The following is a 20929-nucleotide window of genomic DNA, read 5'->3' as shown; positions in this document are numbered from 1 at the left end:
AGAGGTTGCACGGTTTCTGAAAACCGGTTTGCCATTTTTTCGGCGACCGCTTGGCCGGTGCAGTCGACTCCGCCTATCTTCTACCGTTTCGCCTGCTGCTACGGCGCTTCGGCGCCTTTCACCTTACTTTGGATGGAGATCTCAGGTGCGAACTCACCTCACGCGTTGGATGGCCGTTTGCGGCCTCGTCGTCGGCGCCATGGCGGCCCCGGTTGCGCAAGCTCAATCGCCCGGCGAAGCGAAGCCGGTCGCGATCATCACGTTCGCCGGATACGACGAACTGATGAAAGACCTCAACTTCATCGGCGAATTGGGCGACCAGAAGGGCGCCTCGGACATGGTCGAGCAATTCGTCCAGCTGTTCACGCAAGGCAAAGGCTTGGCCGGGCTCGACAAGACGAAGCCGATTGGCGCGATCATTCAAACCGATGGCCTCTCGCCGAGCGGCGCCCTGTGCCTGCCGGTTAGCGACGTCAACGCCTTGCTCGACGTGACCAAGGGGATGGGCGTCACCGCCACCGACATCGGCGACGGCGTCTCGCAGATCAAAACGCCGCAAGGCATGGGCGCCTTCCTGAAGAAGAGCGACGGTTGGGCTTTGCTGAGCCTTGATCCGTCGTGGCTAAAGTCGATTCCGGCCGATCCAGGAGCCGAATTCACCGCCTTGGTGAAGGAATACGACATTGCCGCCCGCGTCAAAGTGAAGAACTTGCCGGAAGCTCAGCGTGAGCAAGCGATCGAGGCATTGAGCCGCGGCGCCCAGCAAGGCCTGGCGAAGAAGAGCGACGAATCGGACGCCGAGTTTGCCAAGCGTCGCGAGGCGATCGAAGCTCAGATCGCGCAAACTCGCGAGTTCATTTCTGATTTGGACGAGGTGACCGTCGGCCTAAAGATCGACGGTGAGAAGTCGAACGTCCTGCTGGACTTCGTTTACACCGCGCTGCCGGGGACGAAGCTGGCTAAGCAACTCGAAATCAACAGCAAGGTAAGCACCAAGTTTGCCGGCTTTTCGAAGCCCGAAGCGGCGATGAATCTATCGTTCGCATCGGAAGCGAACAGCGTCGATCCGTCGCAAGTGAAGCAGACGATTGAAACGATTCGGACCTCCGTCACCAAGGAAATCGAGAAGACCAGCAAGATTAAGGACGACGCCTCGAAGGCCAAGGCCAAGGAAGCCCTCAACGATTTCCTGGCCGCCGTGCAAGCGACCGTCGAAGCGGGCGTCACTGACGGCGGGGCTTCGCTTGAGCTAGGCGATAACTCGCTGAGCTTCGTCGCCGGCGCCTATGTCGCTGATTCGCAAAAAGTCCTCGATGGTTTGAAGAAGTACGCCGAGGTGAAGACGGTTGATATGCCGAAGCTGGAGCTCGACGCCGAGACGGCTGCTGATGTGAAGTTCCACAACGTCACCTACAAGATCGAAGCCGACAACGAGAAGGCGAAGAAATTGCTGACCGAGAATGGCCACATGATCGTCGGCGTCGGCAAGAACGCGGTCTACTTTGCACTCGGCGCTGACCCCGTCGCCGCCGTGAAGAAAGCGATCGAAGCTTCGGCCAAGTCGCCGAAGAAAGAGATCGCGCCTTTCGAACTGACGGTTGGCCTGACGCAAGCTCTTGAGTTCGCCAAGTCGGTTGCCGACGCGGACAAGAAGCCGATGATTGAAAACCTGCAGGCCGCCGTGAGCAAGGCTGGCAGCGACGCCGATCACGTTCGCCTGTCGGGCGAGCCGGTGAAGAACGGCGTCCGCACCCGGCTGCTGCTGGAAGACGGCGTCCTGAAGGCGATCGGCACGGCCGCCAACCAGGCCCGGATGCAAGGCGCCGGGGCCCCCCGCGGGTTCTAAGGCCTGTTGAACGAGGCTGATTTCGATTAGATTTTTAGGGCGGCGGTCGCACTGGCGACCGCCGCCTTTTTTCGTTTTCAAACTACAATCGCGAGCGCCTGCTCGCACCATCGACGAGTTTCCCGCCATGCCCGCCGCCGCTGCTTCCAAGTTTCCGCTCACCGTTACCGAAGTCGCCGGCCAGCCGGTCGTGGAACTTGCCAAGAAGTTTGGTACGCCGCTGTTCGTTTACGACGCTGAGATCGTCGCCGAGCGCGTCGCTGACCTCGCGGTATTCGATGTCGTGCGTTACGCCCAGAAGGCGTGCTCGAATTTGGCGATCCTCGACGTGGTGCGTCGTAGCGGCGGCGTGGTCGACGCGGTGAGCGCCGGTGAGATTCAACGGGCCCTCGCCGCCGGCTTCAAGCCCGGCTTCGCCGAGCCGCCGCAGATCGTGTACACCGCCGACATCTTCGATCGCGAAACGCTGGAACTGGTCGCGAAGCACGAGATCCCGGTGAACTGTGGCTCGCCCGACATGATCGACCAGTACGGCGCCGTCTGCCCAGGCCGCGGCATTACGCTGCGGATCAACCCCGGCTTCGGTCACGGCCACAGCCAGAAGACGAACACGGGCGGCCAGCAATCGAAGCATGGCATCTGGCACAGCCAACTCGCCGATTGCGTTGAGCGGGCGAAGCGGAGCAAGCTGTCGATCGCCGGCTTGCACATGCACATCGGCTCGGGCACCGACATGGAACACCTCAGCCAAGTCTGCGGCGCCATGGAAGCCGCGGCGCTGTCGGTTGGCTCGTCGATCCACTCGATCAGCGCCGGCGGCGGTTTGCCGACGCCTTACCGCGAAGGCGATAAGAAGGTCGATATTGCGGCCTACTACGAATTGTGGAATGGCGTCCGCGAGCGGTTGGCGGCGGCCTTCGGCCATCCGGTGAGCCTGGAGATCGAGCCGGGCCGCTACCTCTCCGCTGAGGCCGGCAGCCTGATTGCCGAGATCCGCGCCGTGAAAAAGATGGGCGACAACCTGTTCTACGTCGTCGACGCTGGCTTCAATAATCTCGCTCGGCCGATTCTGTACGGCGCCTATCACCCGATGGCCGTCGCGTATGCCAGCGGCAAGAGCGAAGGGGCGACGCAGCCTGTCATCGTCGGCGGTCCGCTCTGCGAATCGGGCGATATTTTCACCCAGGAAGATGGCGGTTACGTCCGCAGCCGCGATTTGCCGGTCGCCGCGATCGGCGATTACGTCGTCATCGGCGTCGCCGGCGCCTACGGGGCGGTGATGGGCAGCAACTACAACAGCAAGCCGCTGGCTGCTGAAGTGATGGTTGAGAAGGGGAAGGTCCATCTCGTGCGCGAACGGCAGACTTTCGCCGACATCATTCGCGGCGAGCATATCCCCAAGTAAGCGGCGACGCCGTTGACGTTGGCGCAATCAAGTCGCGGCGGCAGTTTCCTTTGCTTTTGCTTCGACACTTGATTCGACGTACTGCCCCGGCGTGACGCCCGTCGAGCGTTTGAAGACGCGATAGAAATGCGTGGCGTCGCTGAAGCCGGCGGCCACGGCGGCGTACATAATTTGCCCCGTCTCGCGCAGGCGCTCCTGGGCGTAATTCACGCGCTTCTGGTTGAGGTATTGCACGACCGTTTTGCCGGTTCGTTGCTTAAAGATGTCGGAGTAGCGCCGGCTGCTAATGCCGCACATGTCGGCGAGGTCTTTCACGCGGATCGGCGTGTGGAATAGATCGTCGATGTACTCGAGCGAACCTTCGAAGGCTTGCTCGCGCGACGGTACGGCCGACTTGCCAGTCGGATCGCCGCGGAGGAAATGGACTAGTAGCTCAAGCAGACCCGCGTGGAGCATCGCGGTCGATTCCGCGTCGTGCCGCAGTTGCTCGGCCAGCATTCGCTTGAACGAGTCGCGGACGCCACTGCGGCGATAAATGTTGAGTTTTACTTGCGGGAATGGATCGCGGAATTTTTTCTTCAGCTCAGCGAGCAGGGCGGTTAGCGGCGACGATTGCTGTACCACCTCGTCGGAAAAGTACGCCATCACGAGCGTCATCGGCGCCGAGTGGTCGTCGACGAAGCGGTGCGTTGCCTCGGCAGGAACGAAAATCAATTCGTCCCGGGCGAGCGTCACCCGCGACTGGCCGTACTCCAGCGACCCGTGGCCCACCGGCACCCAGCAGAGCTTGTGGAAGGTTCGCCGCTCCGGCGGCATCGAAAACGAGGAGGAGTGGTGGCTCTCGAAGACGAGAATCCCCCGCTCGGGTAACTGGTGATACGCAGGCCGACTACGCCGTTCCACGATCGGAACTCCGGGCACGAGAATAAGAAGAGAGAAGAGAGGCGTCGCCTGCGGGCTGGCGTAGAGCCGGATCCCGGTAGCCAGGTTCCGAATAATCCAGCCGGCGACGACCGTGAGTGTTATCCGGAACGGCCACAATTCATAGGCAATTTGGCGTTTATTTCCGAATTGGCTAGTTTCTTTGTGCGGAAAACGCAAGTCGCGCGCCGATGCTCCGTCGCGAGATGCTTGCCCCGCAACGAGTTCGGACGATTCGCCGCCGCGCGGTAAACTAACGGGCTGCTCAACCCACCTCACCCCGTGAACTCCGCAATGGCCTGCATCCACCTTCAACAGCTCTACGACCTGTGCCGCGAACATGAGATCAAGCTGGGGGGATCGGACCTGATCCACTTCGTCTGCGAACAGTGCGGCAAGCAGGAAGTCTGCCCGTCGATGCTGATCGACCACCACGAGCCGGCCGACATCGTCCCGCCGCTGGCCCGCGCGGGCTCTGCCGACGACGCCATGCGACCGTAATGCCTCACTCGAATCCGCATCGTGTTCACTAGCCCCGGGCTCCGCCCGGGGGTTGCGCACCATCCCGATGGTACGTCGCCTCTATTCCAAGCCGGCCCCCGGGCGGAGCCCGGGGCTAGAGATGCGTCTGCCGCTTACCTCCGTGCAAACCCAACGGATTGAATCACCTTTCTCCCCGGACGGGCCGATGACAAATGAAGAAGCGTCTTGTGGGAAGGCGTTTCTCGTCACGGGCGAGCTATGGGGAGTTAGCTAGCATGCGTTTCTTGGGCGTCGCTGCGCAGGTGACTGCCATTGTGAAAACGTTTGAACGGCCCCGTTCGCTCGATCGGCTGGTCCGGACGATTCGTCGGCGCTATCCGCGGCTGCGGGTGATCGTCGGCGATGATAGCGTCACGCCTTATCCCCGCACCGACGTCGAGTACGTCCGCTTGCCGGTCGATATCGGCGTCGCTGCGGGCCGGAACGCGCTGCTGGAACTTGTCGAAACGCCGTACTTCCTCACGCTCGACGACGACATGGCGTTTACCGCCGAGACGCGGATTGAGCTGCTGCTCGAAACGCTCGAACGGCATCAGGCCGACCTAGTCGCCGGCGATTTGATCGACTGTGAGCAGCGTTGGCCGATGTGGGTAAGTCGCCGCCGCCAGGTTTACCACGGCGTGATGCGCCGCGAAGGCGACACGCTGCAGCTGATCCCGGGCCATGCCGGCAGCCGTGGCGAGGCGTTCGAATGCGACCTGACGCCGCAGTTCTTTCTGGCGCGAACCGCCTTATTTCGCGAGATCGGCGGTTGGTTCGCCCCGCTGAAGTTCGACGATCAACATGAGCTGTTCCTGCGTTTGAAGCAGCATGGCTGCCGGGTGCTCCATCGGCCCGACGTTTCGGCCGAGCATTGGCAGGAGAGCCCGCTGGTGTACGCGGCGTTCCGCGCCCGCGACTACGCCCCGCTGGTGGCTAGCCGGCATGGCCTGCGGCGGATTACCGATCTCGACGGGAACGAACGCGAGTTCCCGCTGGTCGAGCAGGCTGCGTAACGCAGATTCTCCGACTTCTTCTGCAGTCGCGTAACGCGAATGCTAGCGTTCAAATCGGCCTCGCCGTTGAGCGACTCCTTTGGCTACTATCCGGCACGTTGAAATTCGTGCCGCCGTCGCCTTTGCGTGGAGTCGATCAACCAGTGTCCTCGCCGCTCGAAATCTCCGTCGTCGTTTCGACTTACCAGCGCCCCGGCCACCTGAAGCGCTGCTTGCAGTCGCTGGCCGCGCAGCAGGGCGTCGACGGAAAGTATGAAGTGATCGTCGTCGACGACGGCTCGCAGGACGAAACAGCCGAGATGGTGGCGCGGTTCACGCGCAATGCCGCGTTCCCGGTGAAGTTCGCCACGCATCCGCACGAAGGTTTTCAGTTGGCCCGTTGCCGCAACGCCGGCATCCGCATCGCGACGGCGCCGTACATTCTGTTCACCGACGGCGACTGCATCTTTCCAGCAAATCATTTGCGTCGGCACCTCGACGCCCGGCGGCCGGGGATCGCTCGCGCCGGCGATTGCATTAAGCTCGATCAGGCTGCAAGCGAGCGGATCGACGAATCGGCGATTCGGAGCGGCGCCTTCGCTAAGCGAGTCTCGTTCAAACAGCGACTGAAGCTGCGTCGCTTGCACGCAAAGCTCCTCGCCTATCAGATGCTCCATCGCGACAATCGCGTAAAGCTCACCGGTTGGAACATGGGCGTGTGGCGGGAAGACTTGGAACGCGTCAACGGTTTCGATGAGCGCTTCCGCGGCTGGGGCTGCGAAGACGACGACCTCGCGCGGCGGCTCCGTCGCAGCGGCGTCCGCGTGGCGACTGCCCTTGGATACACGCACGGCTATCACCTGTGGCATCGCGTCCACTCGACAACGCCGCAGCAGTGGAGCGCCGGCCCGAACGTCGCTTACTTCCAACGGCCCGCGGTGCTCGCGCGTTGTCTCGAAGGCATTCGCAGCCGTAGCTTGCAGCATGTCTCGACGCGCGTTACGGGTGGGCCGTCTCACGCTGAACTGTCTCGGCAATTGGCTCACTCGCTGCGCGAGAGCACGACCGGCGTCGAAGTCGAAATCTTGCTATGGAACGACGGCCCGGCAAACTTCACCAGCGATCGCGGAGCCTGCCGGGTGCTTGTGGCGACGCCGGAGGCGGTGCTTCCCGAAGCTGTCCAACGTGCCGGACACGCAGTGCTGCGGGCTGAGCTTCAGCAAGGGCCGGCCGCGGTGATTCAAGGGCTGCACGATTTGTTGCGCGGAATCGAGCCTTTGGCCGCTCCTTCTCGGCTGGCGGCTTAGTCGCCGGCCGCTGTCGGCCCGCTCCTCCGAAGCCATCTTGCGGCGCCGTTGCGCTGGCAGGGCAGGGGGCCTATCTACCTACGGGCTGCCGAGCGCTATAATCTTGGGCAACGCCGGCGACGCGCTCTCGACTTTGCTTGCCCGCGTGCGACATACCCACTTCGACCGGATCGCGCGGCGGCCCGGCTGGTTCGTAATAGTAGCTCTATGATTATCCCCGCTTCGTTGTTGTTCGATTCGGAACGTCGTCCCCGCAATCTAGCGCAGCTGCGCTCGTCGGGTTGGGTGAGCAATACGGTAAAACAAGAGATTCACGACAACTTCTTGCGAAAGTTGAAATCTGGCGAGGAACTTTACCCGGGGATCATCGGCTTCGACGATACCGTACTGCCGGAGTTGAACATCGCGCTACTTGCTCAACACGACCTGCTCTTCCTCGGCGAGAAGGGGCAAGCGAAGAGTCGGTTGATGCGGCTCGTGAGCAGCTTTCTCGACGATGCGATTCCGTACATCGACGACCCGGCGATTCCGCTGCACGACGACCCGTATCGTCCGATCACCAAGCGGGGACGTGTGTTGGTCGATACCTCGCCGCCGGACGATGTGCCGATTGCGTGGTGGCGCCGCGAAGATCGCTACGCTGAGCGGCTTTCGCCCGGCACGAAGTTCGCCGACATCATTGGCGAGATCGATCCGGCGAAGCTCGCGCAAGGCGTGAGCATGAGCGCCGAGGACGCGCTCCACTTCGGCCTGATCCCGCGGATGCATCGCGGGATCTTCGCGATGAACGAGTTGCCGGAACTGGACGAACTTGTGCAAGTCGGCCTGTTCAACATCCTCGAAGAGCGCGACGTGCAGATCCGCGGCTATCCCGTGAAGTTCGACATCGACGTGATGATTCTCTTCAGCGCGAACCCGGCGACGTACAATCGCTCAGGGAAGGTGATCCCGCAGCTGAAAGACCGCATCGGGTCGATCATTCATACGCACTATCCGCTGGAACGCGATCTAGGCGTGCGGATCCTCGAGCAAGAGGTCGATCAGCCGAAACCCGTCGTCGACGACTCGCACGACGAAGAAGCGAGCCGGGCCGTCCCCGACCCCGGCGCCCCCGACGTCGTCGTCCCCTACTTCATGAAGGAACTGATCGAGGAAATCAGCCGCGCCGCGCGGACTTCGAAGTACGTCGACCACGAGTCGGGCGTGAGTGCTCGTCTGTCGCTCTCCAACTACCGCACGATGCTCGCCTCCGCCCGCCATCGCGCCGCGGTGCTCGGCGAATCGCCCGCTGTGCCGCGGATCAGCGATCTCGGGCACCTCTACGCCTCGTCGCTCGGCAAGCTAGAGCTCGACCTGATGGGGACGCATCAGATGAGCGAGCGGCAGGTGCTCGACGCGGTGATGGCCGAGGCGATCGCCACGGTCTTTAGCGAGTACGTCGACAAGCATGGCCTCGCCGAGATTGGGCAGATCTTCAGCGAAGGGGTGAAGATCGAGGTCGGCGACATGCTCCCGTCGTCGCACTATGCCGATTTGGTAAAGCGCGTGCCGCCGATCTGGGACAAGGCGTTCGAAGTGAACGCCAGCCAAGACCCCGCCGTGCGGGCGGCGTGCATCGAGTTCGTCCTCGCAGGTCTGTACGCTACTGACCGCATCAGCCGCAGCCAGCGGCATGGGCGGATTACTTACGAGATTTGAACGCTGCTCAAGTGACTCACGCCGTCACTAACGGCAGGAAGTCGTCGACGGCGGTGGCCTGTAGGAGGTTCGCATCGCTGCAGAGGGCGTTGAGCTTCGCGAATCGTTCCGCGCCGATTTTGGGGGCAATGCTCTGCTCGAACTTCTTCAGCAAGAGCGGAATGCCCTCCGCGCGGCGCTCGCGGTGGCCGATGGGGACGCTCACTTCGACGCGCTCGGTGTGCGTGCCATCGGTGAACGTCACTTGGATTGCGTTGCCGATGTAGCGTTTGTCGGCGTCGTAGTAGTCGCGGGTGAACGTCGGGTTCTCGACGACCCGCATCTTGGCTCGTAGCGCGTCGATGCGGAGATCGCCGGCGACGGCATCGTCGTAGTCTGACGCGACGAGGCGGCCGAAGATCAGCGGCACGGCGGCCATGTACTGGATGCAGTGGTCGCGGTCGGCGGGGTTGGCGAGCGGGCCGGTCTTATCGATGATCCGCACGCCCGGCTCCTGCGTTTCGATGGTAATCGATTCGATCTGGTCGAGCCGATCGCGCACCGCGGGGTGGAGACGCATGGCCGCTTCGACGGCGGTTTGGGCGTGGAACTCGGCGGGGAACGAAATCTTGAACAGGACATTCTCCATCACGTAGCTCGCAAGCGGGCGGGCGAGCGTCACCGGCTTGCCTTTGAACAGCACGTCTTGAAAGCCCCACGTCGGCGTGCTCATCGCGGCGGGATAGCCCATCTCGTCGGTGAGGGCGATCAGCGCGAGCCGCACCGCGCGGCTCGTGGCGTCGCCGGCGGCCCAGCTCTTGCGCGAGCCGGTGTTGGGGGCGTGGCGGTAGGTGCGGAGGGCGCCGCCGTCGATCCAGGCGTTGGAGACGGCATTGAGCGTCTGCTCGCGATCGCCGCCCAACAGTTGCGTCGCGACGGCGGTCGAGGCGATGCGGACGAGTAGGACGTGATCGAGCCCCACGCGATTAAAACTGTTCTCCAGCGCGAGCACGCCTTGGATCTCGTGGGCCTTGATCATCGCGGTCAGCACGTCGCGCATCGTGAGCGGCGCGCGGCCGGCCGCGCGGTGGCGGCGGCTGGCGTAGTCGGCGGCGGCGAGAATGGCGCCGAGGTTATCGGAAGGATGGCCCCACTCGGCGGCGAGCCACGTGTCGTTGAAGTCGAGCCAGCGGACGAGCGCGCCGATGTTGAACGCCGCCATCACTGGCTCAAGTTCCCAACTGCAGCCGGGTACCCGCGCACCGCCGGGGAGCGTGGCGCCAGGCACGACGGGGCCTAGCAGCTTCGTGCAGGCGGGGTAATCGAGCGCCTGAAACAAGCAGGCGAGCGAGTCGAGCATACAGTAGCGGGCCGTGTCGTACGCGAGGTCGCTGTCGATCCGGGCGCTCAGCGCGTAGTCGGCAATATCGACGAAGAGCTGATCGGGAGCGGGGCGCTTGGCGGATTTGTAGTCGTGAGCTGACATCTGTTACGTTCCAATAAAATTTAACCGCCAAGGACGCCAAAAAAATACGGGGAGATTTACCACGAAACACACGAAGCACACTAAAACCTTGCTAACGCTTTCTCTGCGTCTCCGCGCCTCTGCGAGAGATCCTAAATAAGAAATGTCTCACGCAGAGGCGCGGAGACGCAGAGGGAAGGCGGCGGAGTCTCTCATTTGGCGTGCTTCGTGTGTTTCGTGGTAAAAATGCATTCCCTCTAAATCATCGCTTCTCGATCGGCACGAACTTGCGGTGGTCGATGCCGACGTATTCCGCGGCGGGGCGGATGAGTTTGTTGTCGGCGCGTTGTTCTTTGATGTGAGCGCACCAGCCGCTGACGCGGGCGACGGCGAACAGCGGGGTGAACAGCGGCGTCTCGATGCCGACGAAGTGGTACGCGCTCGCGCAGTAGAAGTCGGCGTTGGGGAAGAGCCGTTTCTCGTCGCGCATCAGTTGTTCGATCGCTTCCGACACGGGATACAAGTAGCCGTCCGCGGCATCGACGGCGAGCTGATGCGACCAGTGCTTGAAAACGTCGTTGCGCGGGTCGCGGTGCTTGTAAACGGCGTGGCCGAAGCCCATCACCTTTTCTTTGCGGGCGAGCATCGCGCGGACGGCGGCAACCGCCTCGGCTGGTTCGCGGAACTGCTCGATGAGGGCCATCGCCGCCTCGTTGGCGCCGCCGTGGAGCGGGCCGCGGAGGGCGCCGATCGCGCCGGTGACGCACGAGTAGAGGTCCGACAGCGTGCCGGCGATGACGCGGGCCGTGAACGTTGAGGCGTTGAATTCATGCTCCGCGTAGAGCGTGAGCGACGCCTCAATAAACCGGCGGTGTTCGTCGCTCGGTTCGCGGCCAGTGAGTAGTCGCAGCACTTGGCCGGCGATCGTGGCGTCGGGCGTGGCCGTGTCGATGCGCTCGCCGAACCGTGTGAAGCGATACCAGTAGCCAAGCATCGACGGGAGCGAGGCGAGCAGTCGCTCGGCCGCGGCGTCTTGCTCGGCGAAACTTTGCTCGGGATAGAGCGTGCCGAGCGTCGAGCAACCGGTGCGGAGAACGTCCATCGGATGGGCGTCGCTAGGGATCCGTTCGAGCACATCACACAGCGGCGTCGGCAGCGCTCGCATGCCGCGGAGGCGCTGTTCGAACTTGTCGAGTTCGCTGCGGGTTGGCAGCTCGCCGTAGAGGAGCAGGTATGCGGTCTCTTCAAAGACGGCGTGCTGGGCGAGGTCTTCGACGTCGTAGCCGCGGTAGCGAAGGTTATCGCCGCCGGCGCCGACGGTCGAGAGGCTGGTCGTCCCCGCGACGACGCCGCGGAGGCCAGATTGGATCGGACTCTCTGCCATCGCTCACTTCTCCGGGTAGAGCTGATCGAGGAGTTGTTCGTAGCGGTGATAGTCGAGCACCGCGTACAACTCATCGCGAGTTTGCATCTGGTCGACGACGCTCTGCTGCGTGCCGTCGCGGCGGATCGCGGCGTAGACCGACTCGGCGGCGCGGTTCATCGCACGGAACGCCGAGAGGGGGTAGAGGGCGAGCCGCACGCCGGCCGCGGCGAGTTCCTTGGTCGTCAGCAGCGGCGTCTTGCCGAACTCGGTAATGTTGGCGAGGACCGGGACCTTTACGGCCGCGGTGAACTTGCGGTAGTCGTCGAGCGTCGTGAGGGCTTCGGCGAAGATCATGTCGGCGCCGGCGGCGACGTAGCGGTTCGCGCGGTCGATGGCGGCGGGAACGCCTTCGCTCGCGACCGCGTCGGTGCGGGCCATGACGACGAACGCGGCGTCGCGGCGGGCGTCGACGGCGGCCTTCAAGCGGTCGCACATCTCGGCAGCGTCGACGAGTCCCTTACCGGGGCGATGGCCGCAACGTTTGGCGGCGATTTGATCTTCGAGGTGAAGCCCGGCGACGCCGGCGCGTTCGAACTCGCGGACGGTGCGTTGAATGCCGAGAGCGGAGCCGAAGCCAGTGTCGGCGTCGACGAGCAGCGGCAGGTCGGTGCGGCTAGTGATGCGACGGGCGTCTTCGCAGACTTCGGCGAGGTTCGTGACGCCGAGATCGGGGAGGCCGAACGAGGCGTTGGCGACCCCAGCGCCGGAGAGGTAGAGGGCGCGGAAGCCGGCCCGTTCGGCGAGCAAGGCGGCGTAGGCGTTGATGACGCCGGCCACTTGCAGGGGGCGTTCAGCTTCGAGGGCCGCGCGAAAACGTTCTCCGGGTGACGCCACGACGGTTGCCTCGCTGCTAGATCGAACGATGAAACGAAAAAACACCGCGAGCGACGCCGCCGAATGGCTTCGGCGACGCCGCTGCGGTGATTCTAACGGATCGACTGCTGGGGGAGAATCTGTCTCTTGGTGTCGTTCGCGCTTCCCCGCGCGAGTCGCTCCGAAAGATTCGCAACGTCACATGGCAAGCCTCTTCCAGTTCCTTTGGCGTAGCCCGCCACTCTGACGCCGATGTTGCGCCCCCCTTTGGAAACGCAGGATGCTTATCAATCAATGGTGTCCAGAATCCACATCGGCGCCAGAGCGGCGGGCTACGGTTGGCTTGGTTGGTTTTGTTTAATGTTCCTCGTGGTTTGCGGGGCCAATTTTCATCGTGCTCCTCCCCCGAGATTCAGCGCTACGTATGGCGATGTCTATCGGGATGGAGGCTTACCCCCGGGCGGAGCCCGGGGCTAGGGGGACGGATACGCGACGTAGTAATAGTTGATGATGTCGTGCGGCAGTTGTTCGACGCGGACGTCGTTGAAGCCGGCTTCGTCGAGCATTTGCAGTGCGAGTTCCTTGCCCCACGCGGCGCCGAGGCCCGGGCCGCCGCCGGCCAGCGACACGCTCATGCAGTGCATGCAGGAGATTGTGTAGAGGAACGGACCGACGGGGTGATTCATGTTGCCGTGCACGCAGCTGGCCGCGCCGATGTCTTGCATCAGGAACAAACCATCGGCTCGCAGGGCGCGACGGATGTTCGCCAATACGCGGTCGGGCGCCGGTTGATCGTGGATTGCGTCGAACGCCAGGACCAAGTCAAAGTCGTCGGTCGCGTCCCACTTCGCGGCGTCGGTGCATTCGAACCTTAGGTTCGTTAGCCCGAGCTCCGCCGCTTCGGCGTTGGCCGCGCGAATCGTCTCCTCGCTGCAATCCACCCCGGTGAAGCGGCTGTTCCGAAAACGCTTCGCCAGGTGAATCAACGCCTTGCCGCGCCCGCAGCCGACGTCGACCGCATCGATGCCGCGATGTAATTCTTCAATCAGTCCCGGCACGAGCGGGAGGATGTGGTCGTCGAGTCCGCCGACGACGGTTTGGTTGCTCTCCTCGGCCATCACTTCGTGGAAGCGGCCGTACGCGGAATAGGGGACGCCTTGGCCGTGCGTGAAGGCGTCGACGATTTTATCTTCAACACTGCCCAGGACCGCGAACCATTGCGCCACGGAAGCAAGGTTATTGGGGCTCGCGGCCCTGGTCAGCAAGGCCGCCCGCTCAGCGGGAAGCCAGTATCGATGTGTGTGAGGGTTGTGCGAAACAACGCCGCCGGTGGTCATGGCGCCGAGCCATTCGCGAACGTATCTCTCGTTGAGGCCGGTCACCTCGGCGATTTCGGTACTCGTCGATGGATCGAGGTCGGCAAGCTTGTCGAACAGTCCCGTGCGATGGCCGATGGAAATCATCAATGCCAGCGCGGCGTCGTTGTAAACGTTGAGGAGCCGTTCGGCGAAGACTTGCACTTTCTGAGCGCCGTCTTGCTCTTCGCGGGATAGTTCGTTCATCGCGTGACGAAGCTCGCGGTCGTCGAGTTCGCTGTCGACGATGGTGTCTGCGGTGGCCATGAAAATCCTTTAACCTCTGCTCTTCGTGAACCGTGCGATCATGGCCGGCAGGCAACTCGGCGATCGTGGAGGAGCTGAATTGCATTTGGCGTGCCAGTTGATTGTGGCTCGCAGCGGAAGCTGGTTTTCCCGGGCTTTTCCTGTGGCGGCGCGCAGCGGGTTGGTTGTGCCGTGGGCCGTGAGCGGCGGATGGCACAAGCCGCGGTTCATCGTGAGACGACGAATCTCATTTTGAGCGGCGATTTTGTCGCCGGCCGCCTTTTTGTCGCGAAGGCCGTTTTTGGCGACAGAATTCTAAGATGTTAGTGCTGCTGGAGTTGGCGTGTCGTCTGGCTTGTCTCTGACGCGTTTGCGTTCCCGCGTATGCAGTTAGAATGCGGGGCATGCTAGGTGCGATTCTCTATTTCATGGTGGCCTCGACGATTGTCTCCCTGTTCATTTACTCGCAGATAAGAGGGCGATCTGAGTGGAGAGGCATGGCATCGAGGCATAAGGCGGCCTGCATTGTGGTGATGCCGATTGCAGTCGCCATTATGGTTCTGTTCATGATTCCGGTGATGCTTCTGGCCAGCGTCGTCAGCATCATTGGTGGCACGTACGCCCTCGCTCGGCTCGTGCTATTAGGGACGCGGCCGCCACCTAAAGCTTTCGATGATCCTGACTTGGAGGCGAGGAGCGACTGAGCTTAAGTGCGCCCCGCCTTCTCGATTTAAAGTTTTCATCGGGTGTGTTCGTGTGTTCAGTGTGTGGCATTCAGCCTAGCAAAGTCAGTGGCCGAAATCAGCAATAAAGTTTCCAGAAATTTCCGCTGGTGAAGACGCGTTCGCGGCGGGTAAAATTGTCGCCGGTGTTGAGCAGGTTCAATGGGCGATGGCTATGGATGGTGAACTGCAGATTCGGGCGCTGGGACGTGACGAGATGGCGTTGCCGCTCGATTGGGCGGCGCGGGAAGGTTGGAATCCGGGGTTGCGTGATGCGGAGTGTTTTTTCGCCACCGATGGTGGCGGCTTTTTGGTGGGGGAGCTGGCCGGCGAGGCGATTGGGACGATCTCGGCGGTGCGCTATGGCGACGCGTTTGGGTTTATTGGGTTTTACATCGTGCGGCCGGACGTGCGCGGACGCGGATATGGGATGCAGTTGTGGCGCGCGGCGATGGAGCGGCTGGCTGGGCGGAACGTTGGGCTCGACGGCGTGGTGGCGCAGCAGGCGAACTATGCCAAGTCGGGGTTTCGGTTGGCGCATCGCAATGTGCGTTACCAGGGAACCGCTGTTAGCGAGGGGAGCGTCCTCGGTCAAACGCCGTCGCGCTGCGAGATCGTGCCGATGAGCGAAGTCGCGCTGAGTGATGTCGCCGCGTACGACCGGACGGTCTTTCCGGCGTCGCGCGAAGAGTTTCTCGCGGCGTGGCTGCCGCAGTTGCAGGCCGGTGCTTGGGCGGCGGTCGATGCGAATGGCGTGCGTGGGTTCGTCGTCGTGCGGCCTTGTCGGCACGGTTGGAAGATCGGGCCGTTGGCGGCTGATGATCTCGGCGTGGCGCGGCAACTCTATGCTGCGGCCGCCGCGCATGCGGGGCAGGGGGCGACGCTATTTCTGGATGTGCCGGAGCCGAACCATGCGGCGGTGCAGTTGGCGCGTGAGTTAGGGATGACGCCGGTGTTTGAGACGGCGCGGATGTATACGGGCGCCGCTCCTCAGGTCGAGTTGGCGAAGTTGTTTGGCGTGACTTCGTTCGAACTGGGGTGACGAATTCAGAGCAGAGGTCGTTGCGCGGCGGGGCGTGTGCACTAGTCGAGCTTGTTTGACGAACTGTTCACCGTGAGACGTTTGCGCTGGATCTCGGTGAGCCGACGAAGATTATTCTGGGTGATTTGACGAAGGGAAATAGCCGGAGGCCAGCGGCCTCCGGGAATGTAGAGCGACTGAGGCTGGTGATTCTTGTTTGGTTCCGCTTCAATAGCGGGATGCAAATTTCTTCACTCGACCACCTGGTGCTGACTGTCGTCGACATTGAAGCGACGCTCGCGTTCTATGCGACGGCACTCGGGATGACGGCGGTCACCTTCGGCGAAGGTCGGCGGGCGCTCGCGTTCGGTGCGCAGAAGATTAATCTGCATGAAGCGGGACGCGAGTTCGAACCGAAGGCTGCGCGGCCGACGCCGGGGTCGGCGGATCTTTGCTTCCTGACCGACGTGCCGTTGCCCGAAGTGATTGCGCATCTCTCAGCCTGCGGCGTCGCAGTCGTCGAGGGGCCAGTCGCACGAACGGGCGCGATGGGGCCTATCTGTTCGGTCTACGTGCGCGACCCGGACGGAAATCTGGTTGAGATTGCGAACCAAACCACGGCCACGATTGACGATTGAAAAACAGATGCACCTTCGTGAAGGAACGCCGGCCGACTGGGATCGCCTACTCGAAATCTGGGAGGCGTCGGTGCGGGCGACTCACGCTTTCTTGAGCGAGGAAGATATCGCGGCGCTACGGCCGGAAGTGCGGGATGCGGCGTTGCCGGCGCTGGAACTATGGGTGCTGTGCGGCGACGATGGCGAGCTGCTCGGCTTCATGGGGCTCGATAGCGCCAAGCTAGAGGCGCTGTATATCGCGCCGAGCAGCAGCCGGCGCGGCGGGGGGCGGATGCTGGTCGAGCGCGCCCGACGGTTGAAGGGGCCGTTGGCGGTGGACGTCAACGAGCAGAATCCCGCGGCGTTGCGATTCTACGAGGCGATGGGGTTTCGCGTGTGCGGACGGTCGCCGCTTGATAGCGCCGGGCGGCCGTTCCCGTTGTTACACTTGGTTGAGTAGGCTCTGCCCTAAAACGTCTTGATTGGAATTGGAACGCCGGAACGAACGCTCGAAAGCGAAAGCAACGTCCCAGCGGGACGACCGACAATAGCTCAGCAATTCATTGCTGGGCTATTGTCGAATCTCCCTCCGGGAGACGAAGGCGCGACTCGCTCGAAACGTGCTTTTGGGGCAAAGCCTAGAGCGCCGGCAATGCATCGAATGCGGCGTCGAACTCTTGAAGCTCCACTTCCGTTGCTGCGGAAGCATCGAGCTCGTCGGCGGGCAATTCTTCGATAAGGCCAGAACTGGTTGTGTGTTGCGAGCGGAGGCGCGGCGACCACGCTTGATCGAATGCGTGATGCGTCCGTCGCGAGGGAGCGTCGAACCAGCGTTCGCGGCGGATGGCGAGCAATGGGGCGTTCGGCGGCAGTGACGATTCCGTCCTCCAGCCCGCAAGAGAGGCGAAGGCGGCGTCGACCGTGAGGGAATCGCCCTCGTCGGCAGCAGCGGCACTGAGCGTTGGCGTCTCGTTTTCGGCTAGCAGTGACGCGACTGCAGCGGGCGACACCTCGGACAACGGCGTCGAAGCGGCTGACGCGCTGGCGGCAGCGGTGCTACTGGGCGTGGCACTGGGCGCCACGTCGCCGAACCGAGCTTTCCAAATGTCGAGATCGATGTTGTTGATCACGCCGTCCTGCGAGCCGTCGGCGCCGCTGCCGATCGGGGTCACGGCGTCGCCGTAGGTGCGCTGCCACGCGAGGAAGTCGGCCCCGTCGACGACCGAGTCGCCCGTGTAATCGCCGGCGAGGTAGGTTGTGTACGACATCTCGACCAACGGCGACCAGGCGCCTGTCGAGGTGCGGAAGCGCGCGCGGATCGTCACATCGCTGTTGAGTGCGAATGGGCTAACGTAGGGCTGAACGGCAGCCGAGGGGTTGATCGCGCCGCCGACCAGCCGCGGATCGGTCTGGCCGTCGGTCGTGTAATAAATGCTCCCCCCGCCGACGGACGCGAGCGACAGCAGCGAACCAAACGGAACGCGATTGGACGTGAGACTGAACGCGGGGATCGCGACGTACAAACCATCCGCTCGCAGTTGTCCCAGCACCGTGCTGCTGCGACTGCGGAAGTAGGTGTTGCGCAGCCAGTTGATCTCGGTTTGCCAAGTTGATTTGTTGTAGGGGACGGCCACCTTGGAATCTCCCCATCGCGCCGCTTCGGCGATGATGGCGGGTTCGACTTGCGCGATGCGCTGATTCATCAGCGCGACGCTCGCCTGCGGCGTCATCGGTCCGCCGTTGAAGAAGTATTCTTGGACCTTCTCAATGAACCGCTGTCGGTACTCGGGGTGCGACAATAAGTCTTGGTGGAGATAGGTCGGATTAAAGTAGTAGAGACTGTTTTGATTGCCGTTGTTGAAGGGGCCGGTGCGATCGATGTTCTGCGTGCTATGCCCTTGCCCCTCGGCGCCGAGCGAGTGCTCGTTGTCGTGAATGAAGAACTGGAAGCCCTCGTCCGCTGCGGTGCGATTGTAAATGCCGAACCAGTTGTTCGCTTGGTTGTCGCCCAGGAAACGCGAAAGGCTGGAGTCGTAGCCGCCCGTGTAGAAGATGATCAGCATGTAGTTGATCAAATTGTCGGCGTCGAGCAGCACGGGAAGCGACGGGTTGCGCGTGCCGTCGGGATTCAATCCCTGCAAGGTGTAGTAGTTGTTCGCGTTCGTCGTCGGGTTGACGGCTAAATTCTGCGCCAATTGGTAGAGTTGCTGGAACGCGGCGTCGTTGCCGGCGTCCATCTGATAGCCGAGACCGTCGTTCCAACCTGACTTCACGACGTCGTAATCGGCTTCGTCGCCGCCGAGATAAGTCTCGCCGTAGAACTCTTCGACGCGTTCCTGGGTTTGATAGATCCCCCAGTAAACGCCGTTGAGGTAGAGGTGGTAGTAGCGGCTGCGGGTGTAGGGATCGCCGAGTTCGCGCTGCATGTCGCGGCCGAATACTTCGCGAACGAACGAGTTGAGCGGATTGCCGTCGAACGACCAGGAGTAGTTCTGATCGGTGCGTAGATCGATGACGTCGAACTCGCTGGCGCCTTCGTCGCCGAACAGCGGGTAGTCCAGCTTGCCGTCGCCGTACTCGCTGCGGAAGTAGAGGCGAAGCGAATGTTTGGGGTTGGCGCCGCTGCGGCTGTATCCGCCGCGGATGCGCAGCCCCGCGTTGACGGCAAAGCCCTCCGAACCGTCGGGGTTGAGGAGTTCGGCCGATGCGGCGCGTTCCCAACTACGGCCGTCGTTGTAGGCGTTAACGTAGATGCCGGTCGACGGGTCGAAGAGGTTCGCCAAGTCGGTGGTGATCGACAGCGAAGGAAGCGACGCCAGCGAGTCTTTGATCGCCTGCGCGCCATACAGGTTGACGATGTCGGGATCGATGCCGTAGTTGATCTCTTGGCCGTTGACGCCGCTCGCAGGCCAGCCGGCGGGGATTTGCCCCAGCGGAGACTGATTGATCACGTCGCCGAGGAAGAGATAGGTGCTCGATTCGATGAACGACGGCTTGAAGCCGGTCTTGAACGCGATGGCTCGCAGCGTCGTCGTGGCTGTGATGGTGATCGGGCCGGTGTAGAACGTGCCGTTCGTCGGAACGAGCGCGGCGTTGACCATGGGCGTCGAGCCGTTGGTGGTGTAAACAATGACGGCGCCGGGGGTGGCGCTCAAGATGGAAACGAGCTGCGCAGCATCGTACAGGCCGTGCGGCACGCTGAACGTCGGGGTCGCGGCGAAACCGGCGGTCGGTGCGGCGATGTTGGCGTAACCAGGCGTCGGCGTTTCGAAGAAGCCGATGTTCTCCGGCGAAGTGATTTGTGCGCCGAAGCCGACAAGGATGGGCGTCAGCAGCATGTCGCTGCCGGCGGCAAGGTTGAGGGCGTGAATGGCGAGCACGTTTTGGCCGAGGCGGAGCTGTGGAATCGCTGCGCTGACGTCGAACTCCTGGTACAGCTTCGACTGTGCGTCGTCATGGGCGGCGGTTGCTTGCGAGTCCCAGCGGGTAACGTCGGGGGCGTTGGATTCGGCGATCTCCACGCCATTCAGGTAAGCGCGGAAGCCGTCGTCGTACTTCATCCGCAGCTTGAGCTGATGGATCCCCGAGAAATTGGCGAGATCGAACGCCATACGGACGTAGAGCGAGCCGATGCCTGAGGGAACCGTCGTGGCGATATCGGCGACATAGTTGACGGCGTCGCCGGGATTGTTTTCGTAACCAAGGCCAGTGGGGCCGACGATGTTGAAGGCCGCGTCGTTGAAGCCGACGCTCGTCCAGGTCGCGTCGTAAACGCTGGAGGTCGGCGACCAAGCCTTCGCGGTTGCCCCGGCGTCGATGAGGGTGACGCTGGAGCCGAGGGCCGTCATCCCGCGACCGTAAGAGACGTCTTCCGTTTGGGCGGGGAACTTTGGCGCGAACTGGTCGATGATCGTCACGCCGTCGGCGGCGACGAGGCCGAGATACTCGCCGTCGGCGCTGAGGTTGAAGCTGGTATGAATCTCGCCGTTCGGCTTCACCATGTTCTTGCTGGACGCGAAGACGATCCGAAAGCCGCCGCCGGCGATCGACGAACCCGCGGGGAAGGTCCATTTCGAGAGATTGTTGGCGTTGTCGGTGAGCTTCATCCCGCTCAGGTCGACCGCCTCGGCGCCGGGGTTGAAAATCTCCACCCAATCGGAGGAGTCGCCGTCGTAGTCGTGGAGGCTCTCGTCGTTCGAGGCGACGATCTCCGTGATGCGCAGCATCGACGCATCGAGCGGCCAGCGCGGTTCAAGGAGTTCGAGTCCGAGGCGGCGCGCGTTTTCGGATGAGCGAGCGGGAGGCCGTTGGCGCATGAAGTTCAGTGTGTTGGTGGTGCAGGAAGAGGTACGCCAGCGGAATTAGCTGTTCGCGCGGCCGCGGGAATTCGGCGAGGAGACCTCCATCGTAAGGAGCGGCGACGGGGTTTGCTATGCGGTTGGCAGGGTGAGAGCTACTGTTGCGGAGCATCGAGATAGTGAAGGGATGCCGGTAGCGCTTTGAAGTTCGAGCGATGACGAGCCGTTTGACCGGGCGCGCGGCCTGCAGCTCGCGCTCAAATGGGCTCACTCTGGATCGGGACCTCGACGCT

The 20929-nt window shown here is 62.6% G+C and carries 16 protein-coding genes; 10 read left to right on the top strand and 6 right to left on the bottom strand.

Features of this window, described 5'->3' with window-relative positions; all coding sequences use genetic code 11:
• Nucleotides 1-145: 145 nt before the first annotated feature.
• Both ACQY7R_RS17360 and lysA read left to right on the top strand, forming a co-directional pair.
• Nucleotides 146-1846 (top strand): hypothetical protein, encoded by a 1701-nt coding sequence (locus ACQY7R_RS17360; protein ID WP_428306830.1) that lies wholly within the window; start codon nucleotides 146-148, stop codon nucleotides 1844-1846.
• A 127-nt stretch (nucleotides 1847-1973) separates the two neighbouring features.
• Nucleotides 1974-3251 carry a diaminopimelate decarboxylase gene (gene lysA / locus ACQY7R_RS17355; protein WP_428306829.1) on the top strand — a complete coding sequence of 426 codons (1278 nt, stop codon included), beginning with the start codon at nucleotides 1974-1976 and terminating at the stop codon, nucleotides 3249-3251.
• Between the two features lie 27 nt (nucleotides 3252-3278).
• Here the strand turns inward: lysA and ACQY7R_RS17350 are convergent, their stop codons facing one another.
• Nucleotides 3279-4154: a helix-turn-helix transcriptional regulator gene (locus ACQY7R_RS17350; RefSeq protein WP_428306828.1), complete on the bottom strand. Its 876-nt coding sequence runs from the start codon at nucleotides 4152-4154 to the stop codon at nucleotides 3279-3281.
• A gap of 300 nt (nucleotides 4155-4454) precedes the next feature.
• Between ACQY7R_RS17350 and ACQY7R_RS17345 the strand changes: the two genes are divergently transcribed.
• The 4 genes from ACQY7R_RS17345 to ACQY7R_RS17330 all read left to right on the top strand — a co-directional run bounded on the left by ACQY7R_RS17345 (nucleotide 4455) and on the right by ACQY7R_RS17330 (nucleotide 8694).
• A complete protein-coding gene (locus ACQY7R_RS17345; protein ID WP_428306827.1) occupies nucleotides 4455-4673 on the top strand; it encodes a hypothetical protein in 219 nt (72 codons plus the stop codon).
• Nucleotides 4674-4930: 257 nt separating this feature from the next.
• Nucleotides 4931-5710: a glycosyltransferase family 2 protein gene (locus ACQY7R_RS17340; RefSeq protein ID WP_428306826.1), complete on the top strand. Its 780-nt coding sequence runs from the start codon at nucleotides 4931-4933 to the stop codon at nucleotides 5708-5710.
• Between the two features lie 143 nt (nucleotides 5711-5853).
• Nucleotides 5854-6996 (top strand): glycosyltransferase, encoded by a 1143-nt coding sequence (locus ACQY7R_RS17335; RefSeq protein WP_428306825.1) that lies wholly within the window; start codon nucleotides 5854-5856, stop codon nucleotides 6994-6996.
• Between the two features lie 207 nt (nucleotides 6997-7203).
• A complete protein-coding gene (locus tag ACQY7R_RS17330; protein ID WP_428306824.1) occupies nucleotides 7204-8694 on the top strand; it encodes a magnesium chelatase in 1491 nt (496 codons plus the stop codon).
• 16 nt (nucleotides 8695-8710) lie between these two features.
• Here ACQY7R_RS17330 and ACQY7R_RS17325 read toward each other — a convergent pair whose 3' ends face one another.
• The 4 genes from ACQY7R_RS17325 to ACQY7R_RS17310 all read right to left on the bottom strand — a co-directional run bounded on the left by ACQY7R_RS17325 (nucleotide 8711) and on the right by ACQY7R_RS17310 (nucleotide 13999).
• Nucleotides 8711-10159 carry a bifunctional 2-methylcitrate dehydratase/aconitate hydratase gene (locus ACQY7R_RS17325; protein WP_428306823.1) on the bottom strand — a complete coding sequence of 483 codons (1449 nt, stop codon included), beginning with the start codon at nucleotides 10157-10159 and terminating at the stop codon, nucleotides 8711-8713.
• A 241-nt stretch (nucleotides 10160-10400) separates the two neighbouring features.
• Nucleotides 10401-11522: a bifunctional 2-methylcitrate synthase/citrate synthase gene (gene prpC, locus ACQY7R_RS17320; RefSeq protein ID WP_428306822.1), complete on the bottom strand. Its 1122-nt coding sequence runs from the start codon at nucleotides 11520-11522 to the stop codon at nucleotides 10401-10403.
• Between the two features lie 3 nt (nucleotides 11523-11525).
• The gene (prpB, locus tag ACQY7R_RS17315; RefSeq protein ID WP_428306821.1) at nucleotides 11526-12398 is read right to left on the bottom strand and encodes a methylisocitrate lyase; all 873 of its coding nucleotides are present in this window, start codon (nucleotides 12396-12398) and stop codon (nucleotides 11526-11528) included.
• A gap of 452 nt (nucleotides 12399-12850) precedes the next feature.
• Complete coding sequence (locus ACQY7R_RS17310; RefSeq protein ID WP_428306820.1) at nucleotides 12851-13999, bottom strand: class I SAM-dependent methyltransferase; 1149 nt, start codon at nucleotides 13997-13999, stop codon at nucleotides 12851-12853.
• Nucleotides 14000-14475: 476 nt separating this feature from the next.
• Between ACQY7R_RS17310 and ACQY7R_RS17305 the strand changes: the two genes are divergently transcribed.
• From ACQY7R_RS17305 to ACQY7R_RS17290, 4 genes are all read left to right on the top strand, one after another.
• Entirely contained in the window at nucleotides 14476-14682 is a 207-nt protein-coding gene (locus tag ACQY7R_RS17305) for a hypothetical protein (protein ID WP_428306819.1), read from the top strand.
• Between the two features lie 187 nt (nucleotides 14683-14869).
• Nucleotides 14870-15742 carry a GNAT family N-acetyltransferase gene (locus ACQY7R_RS17300; protein WP_428306818.1) on the top strand — a complete coding sequence of 291 codons (873 nt, stop codon included), beginning with the start codon at nucleotides 14870-14872 and terminating at the stop codon, nucleotides 15740-15742.
• A gap of 218 nt (nucleotides 15743-15960) precedes the next feature.
• On the top strand, nucleotides 15961-16359 hold the full coding sequence (locus ACQY7R_RS17295; protein WP_428306817.1) for a VOC family protein: 399 nt from the start codon (nucleotides 15961-15963) through the stop codon (nucleotides 16357-16359).
• Nucleotides 16360-16366: 7 nt separating this feature from the next.
• Entirely contained in the window at nucleotides 16367-16798 is a 432-nt protein-coding gene (locus tag ACQY7R_RS17290; RefSeq protein ID WP_428306816.1) for an acetyltransferase, read from the top strand.
• A gap of 178 nt (nucleotides 16799-16976) precedes the next feature.
• On the opposite strand, the gene ACQY7R_RS17285 is transcribed toward ACQY7R_RS17290, so the two are convergent.
• Nucleotides 16977-20564: a CotH kinase family protein gene (locus ACQY7R_RS17285; RefSeq protein ID WP_428306815.1), complete on the bottom strand. Its 3588-nt coding sequence runs from the start codon at nucleotides 20562-20564 to the stop codon at nucleotides 16977-16979.
• Nucleotides 20565-20929 lie beyond the last annotated feature (365 nt).

This window comes from Lacipirellula sp. (assembly GCF_965279485.1).
Classification (GTDB): Bacteria; Planctomycetota; Planctomycetia; order Pirellulales; family Lacipirellulaceae; genus Lacipirellula.
The sequence above is the reverse complement of the archived record's forward strand: the minus strand, read 5'-3'. Positions and strand labels throughout refer to the sequence as shown.

What these genes read in the sequence shown, in the direction of transcription:
- ACQY7R_RS17300 (WP_428306818.1), top strand. Translation starts at nt 14,870, where the DNA reads ATGGCTATGGATGGTGAACTGCAGATTCGGGCGCTGGGACGTGACGAG.
- ACQY7R_RS17285 (WP_428306815.1), bottom strand. Translation starts at nt 20,564, where the DNA reads ATGCTGCGCATCACGGAGATCGTCGCCTCGAACGACGAGAGCCTCCAC.
- prpC (WP_428306822.1), bottom strand. Translation starts at nt 11,522, where the DNA reads ATGGCAGAGAGTCCGATCCAATCTGGCCTCCGCGGCGTCGTCGCGGGG.
- ACQY7R_RS17325 (WP_428306823.1), bottom strand. Translation starts at nt 10,159, where the DNA reads ATGTCAGCTCACGACTACAAATCCGCCAAGCGCCCCGCTCCCGATCAG.
- ACQY7R_RS17290 (WP_428306816.1), top strand. Translation starts at nt 16,367, where the DNA reads ATGCACCTTCGTGAAGGAACGCCGGCCGACTGGGATCGCCTACTCGAA.
- ACQY7R_RS17310 (WP_428306820.1), bottom strand. Translation starts at nt 13,999, where the DNA reads ATGGCCACCGCAGACACCATCGTCGACAGCGAACTCGACGACCGCGAG.
- ACQY7R_RS17305 (WP_428306819.1), top strand. Translation starts at nt 14,476, where the DNA reads ATGGCATCGAGGCATAAGGCGGCCTGCATTGTGGTGATGCCGATTGCA.
- ACQY7R_RS17295 (WP_428306817.1), top strand. Translation starts at nt 15,961, where the DNA reads ATGCAAATTTCTTCACTCGACCACCTGGTGCTGACTGTCGTCGACATT.
- lysA (WP_428306829.1), top strand. Translation starts at nt 1,974, where the DNA reads ATGCCCGCCGCCGCTGCTTCCAAGTTTCCGCTCACCGTTACCGAAGTC.
- ACQY7R_RS17330 (WP_428306824.1), top strand. Translation starts at nt 7,204, where the DNA reads ATGATTATCCCCGCTTCGTTGTTGTTCGATTCGGAACGTCGTCCCCGC.
- ACQY7R_RS17340 (WP_428306826.1), top strand. Translation starts at nt 4,931, where the DNA reads ATGCGTTTCTTGGGCGTCGCTGCGCAGGTGACTGCCATTGTGAAAACG.